The sequence below is a fragment of the Conexibacter sp. CPCC 205762 genome, from assembly GCF_030646155.1.
Lineage (GTDB): Bacteria > Actinomycetota > Thermoleophilia > Solirubrobacterales > Solirubrobacteraceae > Conexibacter.
In genome coordinates, this window is record NZ_JAUTDN010000014.1 from 98,554 (window position 1) to 114,143 (window position 15,590).

Genomic DNA, 15,590 nt, shown 5'->3' on the forward strand with positions numbered 1-15,590 from the left:
GGAGCAGGTGCATGCGACGGTCAACCCGTCTCTCGCGGCTCGCGGTCGCCTCGCTGGCGATCGCGCTGGCGACGCCGGCCGCGGCGCTCGCGGCCGATTATCCGGCGCCCGGGGATCCGGGCAGAGTCAAGCCCCGTCCGGGCGGCTCGAAGGTCTTCAAGGTCTGCACGCCCAAGCAGGCGAAGGTGCTGAAGAAGGCCAGAAGAGGCAAGGGCCCGAACTGCTCGCCGACGATCCAGGCCGCGGTCGACAAGACACTGCCGGGCGACACCGTCAAGGTCCCGGCCGGCAGCTGGAAGCAGACGGTCGTCATCAACGGCCACAGACACGACGGCATCAAGCTGATCGGCTCGCCGTCGAACCCGAGAAAGACGATCCTCGACCTCACCTCGCTGCCGAAGGCCAAGCGCCAGAACGGCGTGATGATCAACAGTGCCGACGGCGTCACGGTCAAGGGCTTCTTCGCGCGCGGCTACCTCGGCAACGGCTTCTTCGCGATCAACGTCACCGGCTACCTGTTCCAGAACCTGATCGCCGGCGGCAACGGCACCTACGGGGTCTACGCCTTCAACTCGAAGGGCGGCACGATCAAGGACTCGGAGGCGTACTACAACAACGACTCCGGCTTCTACATCGGCCAGACGCCGAAGCAGAGCAAGCCGATCCGCTCGATCGTCACGAACGTCAGCTCGTGGGGCAACCAGCTCGGCTTCTCCGGCACCAACATGCGCTACGTCACGATCACGAAGTCGCGCTGGTACAACAACGGCCTCGGCATCGTCCCGAACGCGCTCGACTCGGAGAAGTTCCCGCCGCCGGAGCAGAACGTCATCGCCGACAACGACGTCTTCTGGAACAACTTCAACTACTTCAAGGGCGCTCCGTTCGAAGTTCGCAGAGGCGCGAAGGGCCTCGTCTACCCGGTCGGCGCCGGCATCCTGCTGTACGGCTCCCGCACGACGACGATCGAGAGAAACCGCGTCTTCGGTCACTTCCTGCTCGGCATCGGCGCGGTCGGCGCGCTGGAGCTGAGAAGCGGGGAGGAGGGGGCGATCCGCGGCGTCACGGTGAAGGACAACGTCTTCGGCCGCGACGGCACCGATCTCAACAACTACGACCTCTTCTATCCGGGCACGATCGTGTCGGCGAGCGACAGCGACAACTGCTTCTCCGGCAACGTCGGCGTGCAGAAGACGCTCCCGGCCGCTCCCGCTGCCACCATGCACGAGTGCCCCTTCAGAGGTCCGATCCCGGTCGACGGCACGGCCTTCGGCACGGCCGCCGGCTGGCTGACCGACCCGACCCACGAGGCCGCGTGGGTGCGGCACGACCACCCGCCGTACGAGGGCATCACGCCGCTCGTGTATTACAGAAAGTAAGGAGTCAGAGATGTCCCGTCGCCTCACCATCCTGCTCGTCCCGGTCCTGCTGCTGGTGGCCGTCTTCGCGCTGCCGGCGCAGGGCGCCAAGCAGAAGGCGAAGACGGTGGGCGTCATCGACTACGCCTTCACGCCGAGAAGACTGACCGTCAGACCGGGCACGAAGATCGTCTGGAAGTGGGACAGCGCCAACAGCGCCCCGCATGACGTGAAGCTCACCTCGGCGCCGAAGGGCGTCAAGAAGTTCACCTCGCCGACCGCCACGGCCGGCATCACGTTCGCGAGAACCCTGACCAGAAGAGGCACGTACAGACTGGTCTGCACGTACCACGAGAACGTGATGAGAGAAGTGATCGTCGTCAAGTAGACGACGAGCGCGGTACGCCTGTACGTGATAACGTACAGGCGTACCATGGCCTCCGTCGACGTCAGCTCCGTCGCCCTGATCGGCTCCCGCGTCCGCGCGCTGCGCGAGGCGATGGACCTGTCGCTGCGCGACCTCGCCGAGCGCTCCGGCGTCTCGGCGCCGATGCTGTCGCAGGTCGAGCGGGGGGAGACGAGCCCGACCCTGCAGGTCGCCGCCCGCATCGCCAACGGCCTCGATCTGAAGCTGTCGCAGCTGCTGCGGCTGGACGAGGACGGGGCCGTCACGATCGTCCGCCAGGACGAGCGCCGCAGAGGGCCGTCGAGCGTCCGCGGCCACCGCTACGAGGTGCTGACGCCGCCGCTGCCCGGTCAGCGGTCGGAGCTGTCGCGCCACGTCATCTCGCCCGGCACGGCGACCGGCGGCCCCGGCGACCCGCCGGTGCACGAGCCCGGCAGCCGCGAGACGGCGCTGGTCGAGACCGGCCGCCTGACGCTCCACTGCGACGGCGCGCAGTACGCGCTCGCAGCCGGTGACACCGTCACCTTCGACGCAGACCTTCCGCACCACTTCGAGAACCCCGGCTCGGAGGAGGCGACGCTGCTGGCGATCGTCTCCGCCGGGCTGCGGCGCAGCTGAACCCCCCGACGCAGAACCGCCCGCCCGCAGACCCGCCCAAGGAGCACGACGCCCATGCCCACGACCCTGTTCGACAAGATCTGGGCCGCCCACGAGGTGGCGCCCGGCTTGATCTACGTGGACCTCCACCTCGTCCACGAGGTCACGAGCCCGCAGGCGTTCGACGGGCTCCGGATGGCCGGCCGCAGAGTGCGCCGGCCCGACCGCACGCTCGCGACCGCCGACCACAACACGCCGACCGACGGCACGCCCGTCGCGAGACTGATCGCCGATCAGCTGTCACGCGTGCAGGTCGAGACGCTGGAGAGAAACTGCGCCGAGTTCGGCGTGCCCGTCTACTCGCTCGGCTCCGAGCGCCAGGGCATCGTCCACGTCATAGGCCCGAACCTCGGCGTCACGCAGCCGGGCATGACGATCGTCTGCGGCGACTCCCACACCGCCACCCACGGCGCCTTCGGCTCGCTCGCCTTCGGCATCGGCACCTCCGAGGTCGAGCACGTGCTGGCGACCCAGACGCTGGTGCAGAAGAAGCCCAAGTCGATGCGGATCCGCTACGAGGGCGACCTCGGCTTCGGCGTCACCGCGAAGGACCTGATCCTCGGCACGATCGGCCAGATGGGCACCGACGGCGCGACCGGCTTCGTCGTCGAGTTCGCCGGCCCCGTCATCGAGAAGCTGTCGATGGAGGGCCGCATGACGATCTGCAACATGACGATCGAGGGCGGCGGCCGCGCCGGCATGATCGCCCCGGACGAGACGACGTTCCGGTTCGTCGAGGGCCGCCCGGCGGCGCCGCAGGGCGCCGACTTCGAGGAGGCCGTGCGCCAGTGGGCGACGCTGAAGACCGACGACGGCTCGGTCTTCGACCACGAGATCGTCGTCGACGCCGCCGCGCTCGCTCCGCAGGTCACCTGGGGCACCGCGCCTGACATGGTCACCGACATCGCCAGCGTCGTCCCGGACCCGCAGAGCGAGAGCCACGAGCGCGCGCTGCACTACATGGGCCTGACCGCCGGCCAGCCGATCCAGGAGCTGAGACTGGACCGCGTCTTCATCGGCTCCTGCACCAACTCGCGCATCGGCGACCTGCGCGCCGCCGCCGAGGTCGTCAAGGGCCGCAGGGTCGCCTCCAGCGTCAACGCGATGGTCGTGCCGGGCTCGCAGGAGGTCAAGAAGCAGGCCGAGGCCGAGGGTCTCGACGAGATCTTCAAGGCGGCCGGCTTCGACTGGCGCGTCGCGGGCTGCTCGATGTGCCTCGGCATGAACCCCGATATCGCCGCCCCCGGCGAGCGCGTCGCCTCGACCTCGAACCGCAACTTCGAGGGCCGTCAGGGCCGCGGCGCCCGCTCGCACCTGGTCAGCCCGCAGATGGCGGCCGCGGCCGCGATCGAGGGCCGTTTCGTCGACATCCGCGACTGGACCTGAGGAGAGGCGTGATGCCGAACATGTCAATCAGAGCGCTGGGCCGGATGCCCAGCGGAGGTGCCCTCTAATGGAACCGTTCGAGACGATCACGTCGAGACCGTCGGTGCTGATGCGCGACGACGTCGACACCGACCAGATCATGCCCAAGCAGTTCCTGAAGCGGGTCGAGCGCACCGGCTTCGGCGAGTTCCTCTTCGACGACTGGTCGAGAGAGGACGGCTGGGACCTGCCGAGAACGCAGGTGCTGGTGACCGGCCGCAACTTCGGCTGCGGCTCCTCGCGCGAGCACGCGCCGTGGGGCCTGGAGGACTACGGCTTCAAGGCGATCGTCGCCGAGAGCTTCGCCGACATCTTCAGATCGAACTGCACGAAGATCGGCCTGCTGCCGATCCAGCTCGACCGCGCGACCGTCGAGTCGATCGCCGACTCCGACTCGGTCCAGGTCGACCTCGCCGCGCAGGAGGTGCGCTGGGAGGGCGGCCAGGCGTCGTTCGAGATCGACGAGCAGATCAAGCACCGCCTGCTGAACGGCCTCGACGACATCGCGCTGACGCTGCAGCAGGGCGACGCGCTGAGCGCCTACGAGTCCGACCGCGAGCGCTCCGGCCCCGTCACGACGGCGCTCTAGAGATATGACCAAGACCATCGCACTGCTGCCCGGTGACGGCATCGGGCCGGAGATCACCGCGCCGACGGTCGAGCTGCTGAACAAGCTCGGCGACTTCGCCTTCGAGGAGCACCTCTTCGGCGGCGTCTCGATCGACGCGCACGGCACCGCCCTCACCGACGAGGTGACGGCCGCCTGCCAGCGCTCCGACGCCGTCCTGCTGGCGGCCGTCGGCGGCCCCAAGTGGGACACGACCGACCCGAGCAGGCCGCGCCCGGAGCAGGGCCTGCTGGGCCTGCGCAAGGCGCTCGGCCTGTACGCGAACCTGCGTCCCGTGCGGCCGCTGCCGGCGCTCTACGACGCCAGCCCGCTGAAGCGCGAGATCATCGACGGGACCGACCTGCTGGTCGTGCGCGAGCTGACCGGCGGCCTCTACTTCGGCGATCGCGGCCGCAGAGACGACGTCGCCTGGGACACGATGATCTACTCCGTCGAGGAGATCGAGCGGATCGTCCGCGCCGGCTTCAGAGCGGCGAGAAAGAAGCTGACGAGCGTCGACAAGGCGAACGTGCTCGAGTCCTCGCGCCTCTGGCGCGAGGTCGTGCTGCGGATCCACGCCGAGGAGTTCAGCCACATCGAGCTGGAGCACGTGCTCGTCGACAACGCCGCGATGCAGCTGATCTCGAACCCGACGTCGTTCGAGGTGATCGTCACCGAGAACATGTTCGGCGACATCCTCAGCGACGAGTCGGCGATGCTGACCGGCTCGATCGGCCTGCTCCCGAGCGCCTCGCTCGGCGGCGACGGACCGGGCCTGTTCGAGCCCGTCCACGGCTCCGCGCCGGACATCGCCGGCAAGGGGATCGCGAACCCGCTCGCGATGTTCCTGTCGGCCGCGCTGCTGCTGCGCCACGGCCTCGGCATGGAGGCGGAGGCGGCAGCGGTAGAATCGGCCGTCGACCGTGCGCTGGCAGAGGGCCTGCGCACTGCGGACCTGGGCGGCGACGCGAACACCGCCGCGGCCTCCCAGGCCGTTCTGAACTACCTGTAAGGAGCAGTCGTGGACCAAGCGGACCTCATCTGGATGAACGGAGAGCTCGTCGCCTGGGAGGACGCGAAGGTTCACGTACTGACGCACGCGCTGCACTACGGCACCGGCGTCTTCGAGGGAATCCGCGCGTATGAGACGGAGCGCGGGACGGCCATCTTCCGTAATCAAGAGCACATCGAGCGGCTCTTCAGATCGGCCGACCTCTACTACATGCCGGTGCCGTACACGCAGGAGCAGATCAAGGCCGCGACGCACGAGCTGATCACGGCCAACAACCTGCCCGCCTGCTACATCCGGCCGCTCGTCTACCGCGGCGCGGGCGTGATGGGCCTGAACCCGCTCGACGCGCCCGTCGAGGTCGCGATCGCGGCCTGGTCGTGGGGCGCCTACCTCGGCGACGAGGGCAAGACGAAGGGCGTGCGCGCGAAGGTCTCCTCGTGGCGGCGGATCAGCGGCGAGTCGCTGATCCCGCATGCGAAGGCCTCCGGCCAGTACCTCAACTCGGTGCTGGCGAAGATCGAGTCGCACAAGGCCGGCTACGAGGAGGGCATCCTGCTCGACAGCCAGGGCAACGTCTGCGAGGGGACGGGCGAGAACCTCTTCCTCGTGCGCGACGGCAAGATCTTCACGCCGACCGAGACCGGCGGCATCCTCAACGGGATCAACCGCCGCTCGGTGATGCAGATCGCCGCCGACGAGGGCTTCGAGCTGATCGAGAGAGACCTCGCGCGCGCGGAGCTGTACCTCGCCGACGAGATCTTCATGACCGGCACCGCCGCCGAGCTGACGCCGATCCGCGAGATAGACGACCGCCCCGTCGGCGGCACGGGCGTCCCCGGCCCGGTCACCCAGCGGCTGCAGAAGGTCTTCGACGACGCGCTGCACGCGCGCGACGAGCGCTACCTGGCGTGGAACGACGTCGTGCCGGTGCGCGCCACGTCATGAGCGCCATCCAGCTCTACGACACGACCCTCCGCGACGGCATGCAGGGGGAGGGGATGTCGCTTTCGGCCGAGGAGAAGCTGCGCGTCGCGCACCGCCTCGACGCGCTCGGGATCGATCTGATCGAGGCCGGCTTCCCGAGCTCGAACCCGAAGGAGCTGGAGCTGTTCGAGCTGCTCTCGCGGGAGCGCTTCACGCACGCGCAGATCGCCGCCTTCGGGATGACCCGGCGGCGTGACGCGCGCGCCGAGGACGACGCCGCGCTGCGGGTGCTGGTCGACTCGTTCGCGCCCGTCTGCACGATCGTCGGCAAGACCTGGAGCCTCCACCTGGAGAAGGTCGTCAAGGTCGACCGCGACGAGAACCTGCGCATGATCGAGGAGTCGGTCGCCTTCCTGCGCGCTGAGGGCAAGCGCGTCGTCTACGACGCCGAGCACTGCTTCGACGGCTGGTACGCCGATCGCGACTACGCACTGCGCTGCCTGCGCACGGCGGCCGAGGCCGGCGCCGAGACGATCGTCATGTGCGACACCAACGGCGCCCACCTGCCCGGCCAGATCTCGGCCGCGGTCGCCGACGCCGTCGCCCACCTCGCCGACACCGGCGTCCAGGTCGGGATCCACTGTCACGACGACGCCGGCGTCGGCGTCGCCAACTCGCTCGCGGCGGTCGAGGCCGGCGCGCGCCAGGTGCAGGGGACGATGAACGGCTACGGCGAGCGCTGCGGCAACGCCAACCTCGTCTCGATCGTGCCCAACCTGCAGCTGAAGCAGGGCCGCGAGTGCATCTCCGAGCAGCAGCTGGCGTCGCTGACGGAGACCGCGCACTACCTCGACGAGCTGCTCAACCGCACGCCGAACGCCGACGCCCCGTACGTCGGCAAGAACGCCTTCGCGCACAAGGGCGGCATGCACGTCGCCGGCGTGATGGCCGACGCGACGACCTTCGAGCACATGGACCCGGCGCTCGTCGGCAACCAGCGCGAGCTGCTGATCTCCGAGCTGGGCGGCAAGGGCACCGTCGCGGCGCGCGCGGAGGAGGCCGGCATAGCGCTGGACGACGCCGCCTCCCGCCGCGTGATCGACCGCGTCAAGGAGCTGGAGCACCGCGGCTACGCCTACGAGGCGGCCGACGGCTCGTTCGAGCTGCTGCTGCGCAAGGAGTCGGGCCAGTACGAGCCGCTCTTCACGCTCGAGTCGTGGCGCGTGATCGTCGAGCAGCGCGCTGACGGCAAGGTCGAGACCGAGGCGACGATCAAGATCTGGATCGACGGCGAGCGCTACGTCCGCACCGGCGAGGGCAACGGCCCCGTCCACGCGCTCGACAACGCGCTGCGCTCGGTGATCGGCGATACCCACCCGCACATCGCCGACACCGGCCTCGTCAACTTCAAGGTCCGCATCCTCGACGAGACGAAGGGCACCGAGGCGGTCACGCGCGTGCTGCTCGACGCCTCCGACGGCCATGACGTGTGGGGCTCGATCGGCGTCTCGGAGAACGTCATCGCCGCCTCCTGGGACGCGCTCGTCGACTCGCTCGAGTACGCCGTCCAGCCGGGCCGCGAGCTGGCGCCGCCGGCCAGCCGCGACGCCGCCGGGTCCGCTTCGTGAGCGCCGCGACCGACGTGATCCCGGTCGCGAAGCCGTTCCTCGGCGTCGAGGAGGAGGAGCGCGTGCTGGAGGTGCTGCGCTCCGGCTGGCTGTCGCTCGGCCCGCGCGTGCCGGAGTTCGAGCAGACGTTCACCGACCGTCTCAGCGTGCCGCACGCCGCCGCCGTCTCCAGCGGCACGGCGGGCCTGCACCTCGGCCTGCGCGCCGTCGGCATCGGCGAGGGCGACGAGGTCGTCACGAGCCCGTTCTCGTTCGTCGCCTCCGCCAACGCGGCCGTCTACGAGCGCGCCAAGCCGGTCTTCGCCGACATCGATCCGGTCACGCTCAACCTCGACCCGCAGGCCGCCGCGGCGGCGGTCACCGACCGCACACGCGCGCTGCTGCCGGTCCACATCTTCGGCTACCCGGCTGATCTGCCGGCGTTCGAGGCGATGAAGCTGCCGATCGTCGAGGACGCCTGCGAGGCGCTCGGCGCGGTCCACGCCGACGGCCTCCCGGTCGGCGGCCGCGGCCATCCGGCCGTGTTCGCCTTCTACGCCAACAAGCAGATCACGACCGGCGAGGGCGGCATGGTCGTGCTCGGCGACGCGGCGATGAAGGAGCGGATCGACTCCGAGCGCAACCAGGGCCGCGCGCCCGAGATGGGCTGGCTCGACCACGACCGGCTCGGCTTCAACTACCGCCTCTCCGACATCGCCTGCGCCGTCGGGATCGTGCAGATGCAGCGGCTGCCGTTCCTGCTGGAGCAGCGCGCCCGCGTCGCCGCCGCGTACCGCGCCGCGTTCGCCGCCGAGCCGGTCGAGGACCTCGTGCTGCCGTGCGCCGACGCCGACGGCAACACGCGCGGCTGGTTCGTCTTCGTCGTGCAGCTGCCGCGCACGGTCGACCGCGACGAGACGATCCGCGCGCTGTCGGCGCGCGGGATCCAGAGCAAGCCGTACCTGCCCTCGATCCACCTGATGAGCTTCTACAGAGAGCAGTTCGGCTACCGCGAAGGCCAGTTCCCGGTCGCCGAGGCGGTCTCGGCGCGCTCGATCGCGCTGCCGTTCTTCCCGCAGATGACGGAGGGCCAGGTCGCCCGCGTCGTCGCGGAGCTGCGCGGCATCCTGACGACGCCGAGCTGACGCGGCTCGCCATGAGGCTGGCTTTCGCGCTCGGCACGTAGACTCGCGGGCATGTCCCGCTTCTCCGAGCCCCAGCACCCCGTCTTCCAGCAGCTCAACGCGTCGATCGGCTTCGACTGGCGCCTCGGCCCGTACGACGTCGACCTCTCGCGCGCGCACGCGAAGATGCTCGCGGCGCAGGGGATCATCGGCTCCGACGACCGCGACGCGCTGCTGCGAGCGCTCGACGCCGTCGAACGGGAGCTGGGCGACGGCTCGTTCCCGTTCGAGCCCGACGACGAGGACATCCACATGGCGATCGAGCGGCGGATCACGCAGCTCGCCGGCCGTGTCGGCGGCAAGCTCCACACCGCCCGCTCGCGCAACGACCAGGTCGCGACCGACGTCGCGCTCTTCACGCGCGCGCACGCGCAGGCGGCGCAGACGGCGATCAGAGCGCTGATGAGCGCGCTCGTGAGCAGCGCCGAGCGCCACCTCGACTGGAAGATGCCCGGCTACACGCACCTGCAGCGGGCGCAGCCGGTCTACCTCAGCCACCACCTGCTCGCGTACGTCTGGATGCTGGCGCGCGACCTCGACAAGTTCGCCGCCGTCGAGCGCGCGACGGCGAGACTGCCGCTCGGCGCCGGCGCCCTGGCCGGCGTCAACTTCGACACCGACCGCCAGCTGGTCGCGCGCGAGCTGGGCTTCGCGGCGGTCGCCGAGAACTCGATCGACGCCGTCTCCAACCGCGACTTCGTGCTCGACTACCTCGCCGCCGCGGCGACCTGCGCGACCCATCTGTCGCGCCTCGGCGCGGAGATCGTGCTGTGGTCCAGCAGCGAGTTCGCCTTTGCCGAGGTCTCCGACGCGTGGGCGTCGGGCTCCTCGATCATGCCGCAGAAGAAGAACCCCGACGCGGCCGAGCTGCTGCGCGCGAAGGCGCCGCGGATCGCCGGCCACTTCGTCGCGCTCCAGGGCGTGATGCACGCCCTCCCGCTGACCTACAACAAGGACATGCAGGAGGACAAGGAGCACCTCTTCGACGCTGTCGACACGCTCGAGCTGATCCTTGCGGCCGCGACCGGCATGATCGAGGGGATCAGATTCGACCGCGCGCGGATGGCCGACGCCGCCTCCGACGAGTTCCCTGCCGCGACCGACGTCGCCGACCTGCTCGTGCGCAGAGGGATGCCGTTCCGCGAGTGCCACGGCGTCGTCGCCGGCCTCGTCAAGAAGGCGGTCGACAGCGGCCGCACGCTGACGCAGCTGACGCCGGAGGAGATCCGCGAGCAGTCCGAGCTGCTCGACGCGGAGTACTACGAGGTGCTGAGAGGCGACCGCTGGCTGGAGTCGAAGGACTCCGAGGGCGGCACCAGCCTCCGCCGCGTCCGCGAGCAGCTCGACAAGGCCCGCGCGCTGCTGGCGTGACACGCCTCGCGCCCGCGACCCCGCGCCGCACCGCGCCCGCGACCCTCGAGCCCGCGCGCCGACGCCTCCTGACGCGATGACGCAGCCCCTCGCGCGCGACTTCTACGACCACCCCGTCGTCGACGTCGCGCGCGACCTCGTCGGCTGCGTGCTCGACCACGCCGGAGTCAGCGGCGTGATCGTCGAGACCGAGGCCTACCACGACTCCGAGCCGGCCTGCCACGCCTACGTCGGCCTGACCGAGCGCACGCGACCGCTGTTCGGCCCGCCTGGCCGCGCCTACGTCTACCGCTCCTACGGCATCCACGCGCTCGTCAACGCCGTCTGCGAGCACGAGGGCGTCGGCGCCGCCGTGCTGATCCGCGCGCTCGAGCCGCTCGCCGGCGTCGAGCAGATGCGCGCCCGCCGCGGCCTCACCCGTGCGGAGGACCTCTGCTCCGGCCCCGGCAAGCTGACGCAGGCGCTCGACGTCGAGCTGCAGCTCAACGAGGCCGACCTGCTCACGAGCCCGTTGCGGATCCTCCCGCGCCCCGCTGACCGCCCGGTGCCCGAGCTTGTCGCCGGCACGCGGATCGGGATCAGAAAGGCGGCCGACCTGCCGTGGCGCTTCTGCGCCCGCGGCAACCGCAACGTCTCGAAGCCGTGGCCTGAAGGCCTCGCGGTCGCTCCGCTTCGCGGCAACGCCGCAACGCGCGTCAGCTGACTCGCAGCGCGCCGCCCACCGGCTCAGCCGGTCGGGACGCCCGCGCCGCCGCCTTCGGCACCGGCTCCGCCGGTGTCACCGCCGCCTCCGGCGCCGGTGTCTGGCGGGGGAGCTGCAGGCGTGTCGGTCCCCCCGCCGGCGCCGGTGCCTCCACCGCCGCCGGTGTCGGGCGCGGGTGTGACCGGTGTGTCGGTTCCGCCGCCGGCGCCGGTGTCGCCACCGCCGCCAGCACCTGTCGTGCCGCCGCCGGTCGTCCCGCCGCCGGTGCCGGTGTCGCCTCCGCCCGTGCCGGTGTCACCGCCGGTCCCGCCGGTCGTGCCGCCGGTCGTGTCGGTTCCGTCGGTGCTGGGGGCGCTGTCGCCGCTCGCGTCGGAGGACGAGGTGTCCGGGCCGCTGTACAGCTCGCCGGGCGTCGTCGAGGTCGTGTCGACCGAGTCGTCGCCGTTCTTGCGCGCCTCGTCGGCGAGTCTGCGCTGCTCGTAGATGCCCAGCGCGGAGGTGAGGAAGTTGTGGAACAGCTGCGCCGGGTAGGTGCCGCCCGCGACCGGCTCGCCGCCGTACTGGGTCAGCATCGGCACGAGTCTGTCCGGGTAGCCGACCCAGATCGCGATCGTCAGCTGGTCGTTCCAGCCGACGAACCAGGCGTCGCCGTAGTTCTCGGTCGTGCCGGTCTTGCCCGCGACGATCGTGCCCGAGACCTGCGCCTTCACACCGCTGCCGTAGGCGACGACGCCCTCCATGATCGATCTCGTCTCGGCCGCGATCGTCGGGTCGATCACCTGCTTCTCTCTCAGCGATCTGACGTTGTCGTCGACGACCTTGCCGGAGCTGTCGACGACCTTGTGGACGCCGATCGGGCCGCGGTCTGGCGCGCCCAGCTCCGGGTTCCAGATGCGCTTGCCGCCCGTCGCAATCGTCTCGTACGCGTGCGCCATGTCGAGCGGCGTGACGCCCTCTCTGAGGCCGCCGAGCGTCATCGCGAGGTTGGTCGAGATCGGCGTGCGGATGCCGAGCTTCCTGGCCGTGCGGGCGATCTTTCTCGTCCCGACCTGGATGCCGACCTCGGCGTAGACCGAGTTGTCGGAGTTCGCCGTCGCGCTGCGCAGCGAGGAGGAGCCGGAGTAGGCGTCGCCGTAGTTTCTGACGATGAACGCCTCCTTGCCGTTGGTCCCGGGAACCGGGAACTCCTTCGGCTGGGAGGAGTAGACGTTGTCGGGCGAGATCCCCTGCTCGAGCGCGGTCACGAGCGTGAACGGCTTGAAGGTCGAGCCGGGCTGGCGCTGGCCCTGCGTCGCGAGGTTGAACGGGCGCGTCGCGTAGTCGGGCCCGCCGACCATCGCGCGCACCTCGCCGGTCTTGTTGTCGATCGCGACGAGCGACGCCTCCGGCAGGCCGGAGCCCGCCGGCAGCATCTCGCTGATCGTCTGCTCGGCCGCGTTCTGCAGGTCGAGGTCGAGCGAGGTCGTGATTCTGAGACCGCCGTTGAACGCTCTGAACGCGCCGTAGTGGTTGACGATCTGCTGGCGCACCCAGCTGGTGAAGTACGGCGAGGCCGACGTCTCCTGCGGCGGCGTCAGGTCGCCCTGCGTCGGCAGCGGGTCCTCGATGTCTCTCGCATACTCGCTGGCGGTGATGTAGCCCTGGTCGCGCATGTAGCGGAGCACGATGTCGCGCCGCATTCTCGCGTTTCTGGGATTGACGACCGGGTCGTATGCGCTCGGCGAGGCGACGACGGCGGCGATCAGCGCCGCCTCCGGCGTCGTCAGCTGCGAGGCGCACATGTTGCGTCTCGTCGCGCCGCAGCCGCCGGGCTGGCCGTACCCGTGGCGGCTGCCGAAGTAGACGCGGGCGGCGGACTCGATCCCGTGGGCGCCGTTGCCGAAGTAGATCTGGTTCAGATACTCGGTGAGGATCTTCTCCTTCGGCCACTGCTTCGTCAGGTGGTACGCGAGCGCAGCTTCCTTCAGCTTGTTGAAGAGCGTACGGTCGTTCTGCGCCTCGAGCGCGTTCTTGACGAACTGCTGCGTGATCGTCGAGGCGCCCTGGACGGCGCCGCCCCTCGTCACGTCCTGCACCACCGCGCGCGCGATGCCCTGCAGGTCGAAGCCGTTGTTCTGGTAGAAGCGCTTGTCCTCGATCGCGATGATCGCGTGCTGCATCGCCGGCGCGATCTGTCTGAAGCTGACGAGGACGACGTTGTTGTTGTTCTGCAGGATCCCAAGTCTCCGCCCGCGGTAGTCCAGCAGGACGGAGTTGTTCTTGTTGTCCTTGTACTGCTCTCTGTTCTCCAGGTTCGGCAGGTCGGACGCGACCGCCATCATCATCCCGAAGACGGTCGAGACGACGGCCAGTATCGAGAGGCCGAAGAGGATCGAGAGCAGCCGCAGCTTCTTGATGCGGGGCTTGCCCTCACGACGTCGCCGACGGCGCGCCTTGAGGCGGGCTCGCAGCGAGCCGCTGCCCTGAGTGGGTGTGTTCCCGTCGAAGCTCATACGTCGTGCCGGCGGCCGCGGCCTCGACTGGTCCAAGGCTGCGCCGCCGGTGTGGCAGGCCTGACGAAAGGGGCCTCACCGGGAGTTTCAGTCTAGCATTGGGGCTGCATGTCCCTGGAAACGTCCACGCCCGCGGCGACGGCCGCCTGGCTCGCCCGCAACGCGGTCGACTGCCTGCCCGCGGGCGGGCTGCAGCGCAAGCTGGAGGAGGCCGCGCGCGAGGGACGGCCGCTGCGGATCAAGCTCGGCATCGATCCGACGGCGCCGGACATCCACCTCGGCTTCACGGTCGTGCTCGGCAAGCTGCGCGAGTTCCAGGACCTCGGTCACACGGTGGTGCTGATCATCGGCGACTACACCGCGCGCGTGGGGGATCCGTCCGGGCGCTCCGCGACCCGGCCGGTGCTCTCAGGCGAGCAGATCGACGCCAACGCCCAGACCTTCCAGGCGCAGGCGATGAAGGTGCTCGACCCGGATCGGCTGGAGGTCCGCCGCAACGGCGAGTGGCTCGACATGCGGACGGAGGAGCTGTTCAGCCTCGCGCGCACGACCACCGTCGCACGGATCCTCGAACGGGACGACTTCGCCAAGCGCTACGCGGCCCACGCCCCGATCTCGATCCTCGAGCTGTTCTATCCGCTGCTGCAGGGCTACGACTCGGTCGTCGTCGAAGCCGACGTCGAGCTGGGCGGCACCGATCAGAAGTTCAACCTGCTGCTGGGGCGCGACATCCAGCATCACTACGGCAAGCCCGAGCAGGTGATCCTGACGATGCCGATCCTCCCGGGGGTCGACGGCGAGCGCAAGATGTCGAAGTCGTTCGGCAACTACATCGGCGTCACCGAGCCGCCCGAGGAGATCTACGGCAAGACGCTGCGTCTGCCCGACGAGGCGCTCGGCACGTGGTACGAGCTGCTGGTCGGCGCGCCGCCGCCGGCCGACGTGGGGCCACGAGACGCCAAGCGCGCGCTTGCGCGCACCTTGGTCGCGCGCTTCCACGACGACGAGTCGGCGCGCGCGGCGGAGGCAGCCTTCGACCGGCTCCATCTCGAGCACCGGCCACCGGACGAGATGCCGGACGCCCCCCTGGACGGGGGCGCAGATGGGCAGGTCCATCTGCCTGCCCTGCTCGCCAGCACCTTCGGCGTCACCTCCTCGGAGGGGCGGCGGCTGCTGAGACAGGGCGGGGTCAAGCTCGACGGGGAGCCGCTCGCGGCCGAACCGCTCGACCGGCCCGCCAGCGAGTTGGACGGAAGAGTCCTCCAGCTCGGCAAGCGGCGCTTCGCTCGGCTGCGGAGCAACTGAGCGCGCAATGACGGTCTCCTGCGACATCGTGCAAACGGAGACCGTCGCCGGCGCCCGCGTGGCTGCCACCACTTCCGCGCTCACCCGCGTGCCGCCTGCGGGCGCGCGCACTCGCGGGCCAACACTGTCGGGCCAGCACCGCGCATCCGTCGGAAGGATCGCGGACAGCGACTGACGCCCCGCTCGCCGAAATCTCTCGAGGGGATTCTCCCCGATGCAGCTTGATTTCTCAGAAGTTCGCCCTGGCGACTTAGAGCGTCCACGCGCCAAAACCGATCCCAAACGTGGGTCGGGCCCGCGTGCAACAGCGAGAAAACCCCGTCACCACGGGGAATCTCGGGGTGTGTTCACACCGTGGACGCATCTCTGAGAAGCATCTGTATAGTTCTCGACGCGGCGCAGGACGGGCCGCCCGGACAGACCGAGCGAAGGGTCGGACCGGGGAGTGGAAGAAGTTGGGTTCCACTCCGCGCTTCTGTGCGCTATACTTTCGCGCCCCGCTTCGAGTGCAGATAGTGCTCGGCGCGTGTCGGATGGAG

The 15,590-nt window shown here is 69.9% G+C and carries 13 protein-coding genes; 12 read left to right on the plus strand and 1 reads right to left on the minus strand.

All coding sequences use genetic code 11. The features are described from left to right. The first annotated feature begins 11 nt into the window (after positions 1-11). The 11 genes from Q7L73_RS13415 (at position 12) to Q7L73_RS13465 (ending at position 11,254) form a co-directional block, all read left to right on the plus strand. Positions 12-1,379 (plus strand): right-handed parallel beta-helix repeat-containing protein, encoded by a 1,368-nt coding sequence (locus Q7L73_RS13415; protein WP_304690224.1) that lies wholly within the window; start codon positions 12-14, stop codon positions 1,377-1,379. 10 nt (positions 1,380-1,389) lie between these two features. Further along, positions 1,390-1,746 carry a plastocyanin/azurin family copper-binding protein gene (locus tag Q7L73_RS13420; RefSeq protein ID WP_304690226.1) on the plus strand — a complete coding sequence of 119 codons (357 nt, stop codon included), beginning with the start codon at positions 1,390-1,392 and terminating at the stop codon, positions 1,744-1,746. A 45-nt stretch (positions 1,747-1,791) separates the two neighbouring features. Further along, positions 1,792-2,382 (plus strand): helix-turn-helix domain-containing protein, encoded by a 591-nt coding sequence (locus Q7L73_RS13425; protein ID WP_304690228.1) that lies wholly within the window; start codon positions 1,792-1,794, stop codon positions 2,380-2,382. Positions 2,383-2,436: 54 nt separating this feature from the next. Continuing rightward, a complete protein-coding gene (gene leuC / locus Q7L73_RS13430; RefSeq protein WP_304690229.1) occupies positions 2,437-3,807 on the plus strand; it encodes a 3-isopropylmalate dehydratase large subunit in 1,371 nt (456 codons plus the stop codon). 67 nt (positions 3,808-3,874) lie between these two features. Further along, the gene (gene leuD, locus Q7L73_RS13435; RefSeq protein ID WP_304690231.1) at positions 3,875-4,435 is read left to right on the plus strand and encodes a 3-isopropylmalate dehydratase small subunit; all 561 of its coding nucleotides are present in this window, start codon (positions 3,875-3,877) and stop codon (positions 4,433-4,435) included. A 4-nt stretch (positions 4,436-4,439) separates the two neighbouring features. Further along, entirely contained in the window at positions 4,440-5,465 is a 1,026-nt protein-coding gene (gene leuB / locus Q7L73_RS13440) for a 3-isopropylmalate dehydrogenase (RefSeq protein WP_304690233.1), read from the plus strand. 9 nt (positions 5,466-5,474) lie between these two features. Then, positions 5,475-6,410, plus strand: a complete 936-nt coding sequence (locus Q7L73_RS13445) for a branched-chain amino acid transaminase (RefSeq protein ID WP_304690234.1) — start codon at positions 5,475-5,477, stop codon at positions 6,408-6,410. Continuing rightward, complete coding sequence (gene cimA / locus Q7L73_RS13450; RefSeq protein ID WP_304690240.1) at positions 6,407-8,017, plus strand: citramalate synthase; 1,611 nt, start codon at positions 6,407-6,409, stop codon at positions 8,015-8,017. The genes Q7L73_RS13445 and cimA overlap by 4 nt, the downstream gene beginning before the upstream one ends. Beyond that, complete coding sequence (locus Q7L73_RS13455) at positions 8,014-9,141, plus strand: DegT/DnrJ/EryC1/StrS aminotransferase family protein (protein WP_304690244.1); 1,128 nt, start codon at positions 8,014-8,016, stop codon at positions 9,139-9,141. The genes cimA and Q7L73_RS13455 overlap by 4 nt, the downstream gene beginning before the upstream one ends. 51 nt (positions 9,142-9,192) lie before the next feature. Next, the gene (gene argH / locus Q7L73_RS13460) at positions 9,193-10,551 is read left to right on the plus strand and encodes an argininosuccinate lyase (RefSeq protein ID WP_304690246.1); all 1,359 of its coding nucleotides are present in this window, start codon (positions 9,193-9,195) and stop codon (positions 10,549-10,551) included. A 76-nt stretch (positions 10,552-10,627) separates the two neighbouring features. Next, positions 10,628-11,254: a DNA-3-methyladenine glycosylase gene (locus Q7L73_RS13465; RefSeq protein WP_304690248.1), complete on the plus strand. Its 627-nt coding sequence runs from the start codon at positions 10,628-10,630 to the stop codon at positions 11,252-11,254. Between the two features lie 23 nt (positions 11,255-11,277). Here the strand turns inward: Q7L73_RS13465 and Q7L73_RS13470 are convergent, their stop codons facing one another. Continuing rightward, complete coding sequence (locus tag Q7L73_RS13470; RefSeq protein WP_304690250.1) at positions 11,278-13,746, minus strand: transglycosylase domain-containing protein; 2,469 nt, start codon at positions 13,744-13,746, stop codon at positions 11,278-11,280. Between the two features lie 108 nt (positions 13,747-13,854). Here Q7L73_RS13470 and tyrS point away from each other — a divergent pair, with 108 nt between their 5' ends. Continuing rightward, entirely contained in the window at positions 13,855-15,051 is a 1,197-nt protein-coding gene (gene tyrS / locus Q7L73_RS13475) for a tyrosine--tRNA ligase (protein WP_304690252.1), read from the plus strand. Positions 15,052-15,590: the final 539 nt, after the last annotated feature.

Bases quoted from the DNA above. Each gene is read 5' to 3' on its own strand.
- leuD (WP_304690231.1), top strand. From the start codon at position 3,875: ATGGAACCGTTCGAGACGATCACGTCGAGACCGTCGGTGCTGATGCGC.
- Q7L73_RS13470 (WP_304690250.1), bottom strand. From the start codon at position 13,746: ATGAGCTTCGACGGGAACACACCCACTCAGGGCAGCGGCTCGCTGCGA.
- Q7L73_RS13425 (WP_304690228.1), top strand. From the start codon at position 1,792: ATGGCCTCCGTCGACGTCAGCTCCGTCGCCCTGATCGGCTCCCGCGTC.
- Q7L73_RS13420 (WP_304690226.1), top strand. From the start codon at position 1,390: ATGTCCCGTCGCCTCACCATCCTGCTCGTCCCGGTCCTGCTGCTGGTG.
- cimA (WP_304690240.1), top strand. From the start codon at position 6,407: ATGAGCGCCATCCAGCTCTACGACACGACCCTCCGCGACGGCATGCAG.
- Q7L73_RS13415 (WP_304690224.1), top strand. From the start codon at position 12: ATGCGACGGTCAACCCGTCTCTCGCGGCTCGCGGTCGCCTCGCTGGCG.
- tyrS (WP_304690252.1), top strand. From the start codon at position 13,855: ATGTCCCTGGAAACGTCCACGCCCGCGGCGACGGCCGCCTGGCTCGCC.
- leuC (WP_304690229.1), top strand. From the start codon at position 2,437: ATGCCCACGACCCTGTTCGACAAGATCTGGGCCGCCCACGAGGTGGCG.
- argH (WP_304690246.1), top strand. From the start codon at position 9,193: ATGTCCCGCTTCTCCGAGCCCCAGCACCCCGTCTTCCAGCAGCTCAAC.
- Q7L73_RS13465 (WP_304690248.1), top strand. From the start codon at position 10,628: ATGACGCAGCCCCTCGCGCGCGACTTCTACGACCACCCCGTCGTCGAC.
- leuB (WP_304690233.1), top strand. From the start codon at position 4,440: ATGACCAAGACCATCGCACTGCTGCCCGGTGACGGCATCGGGCCGGAG.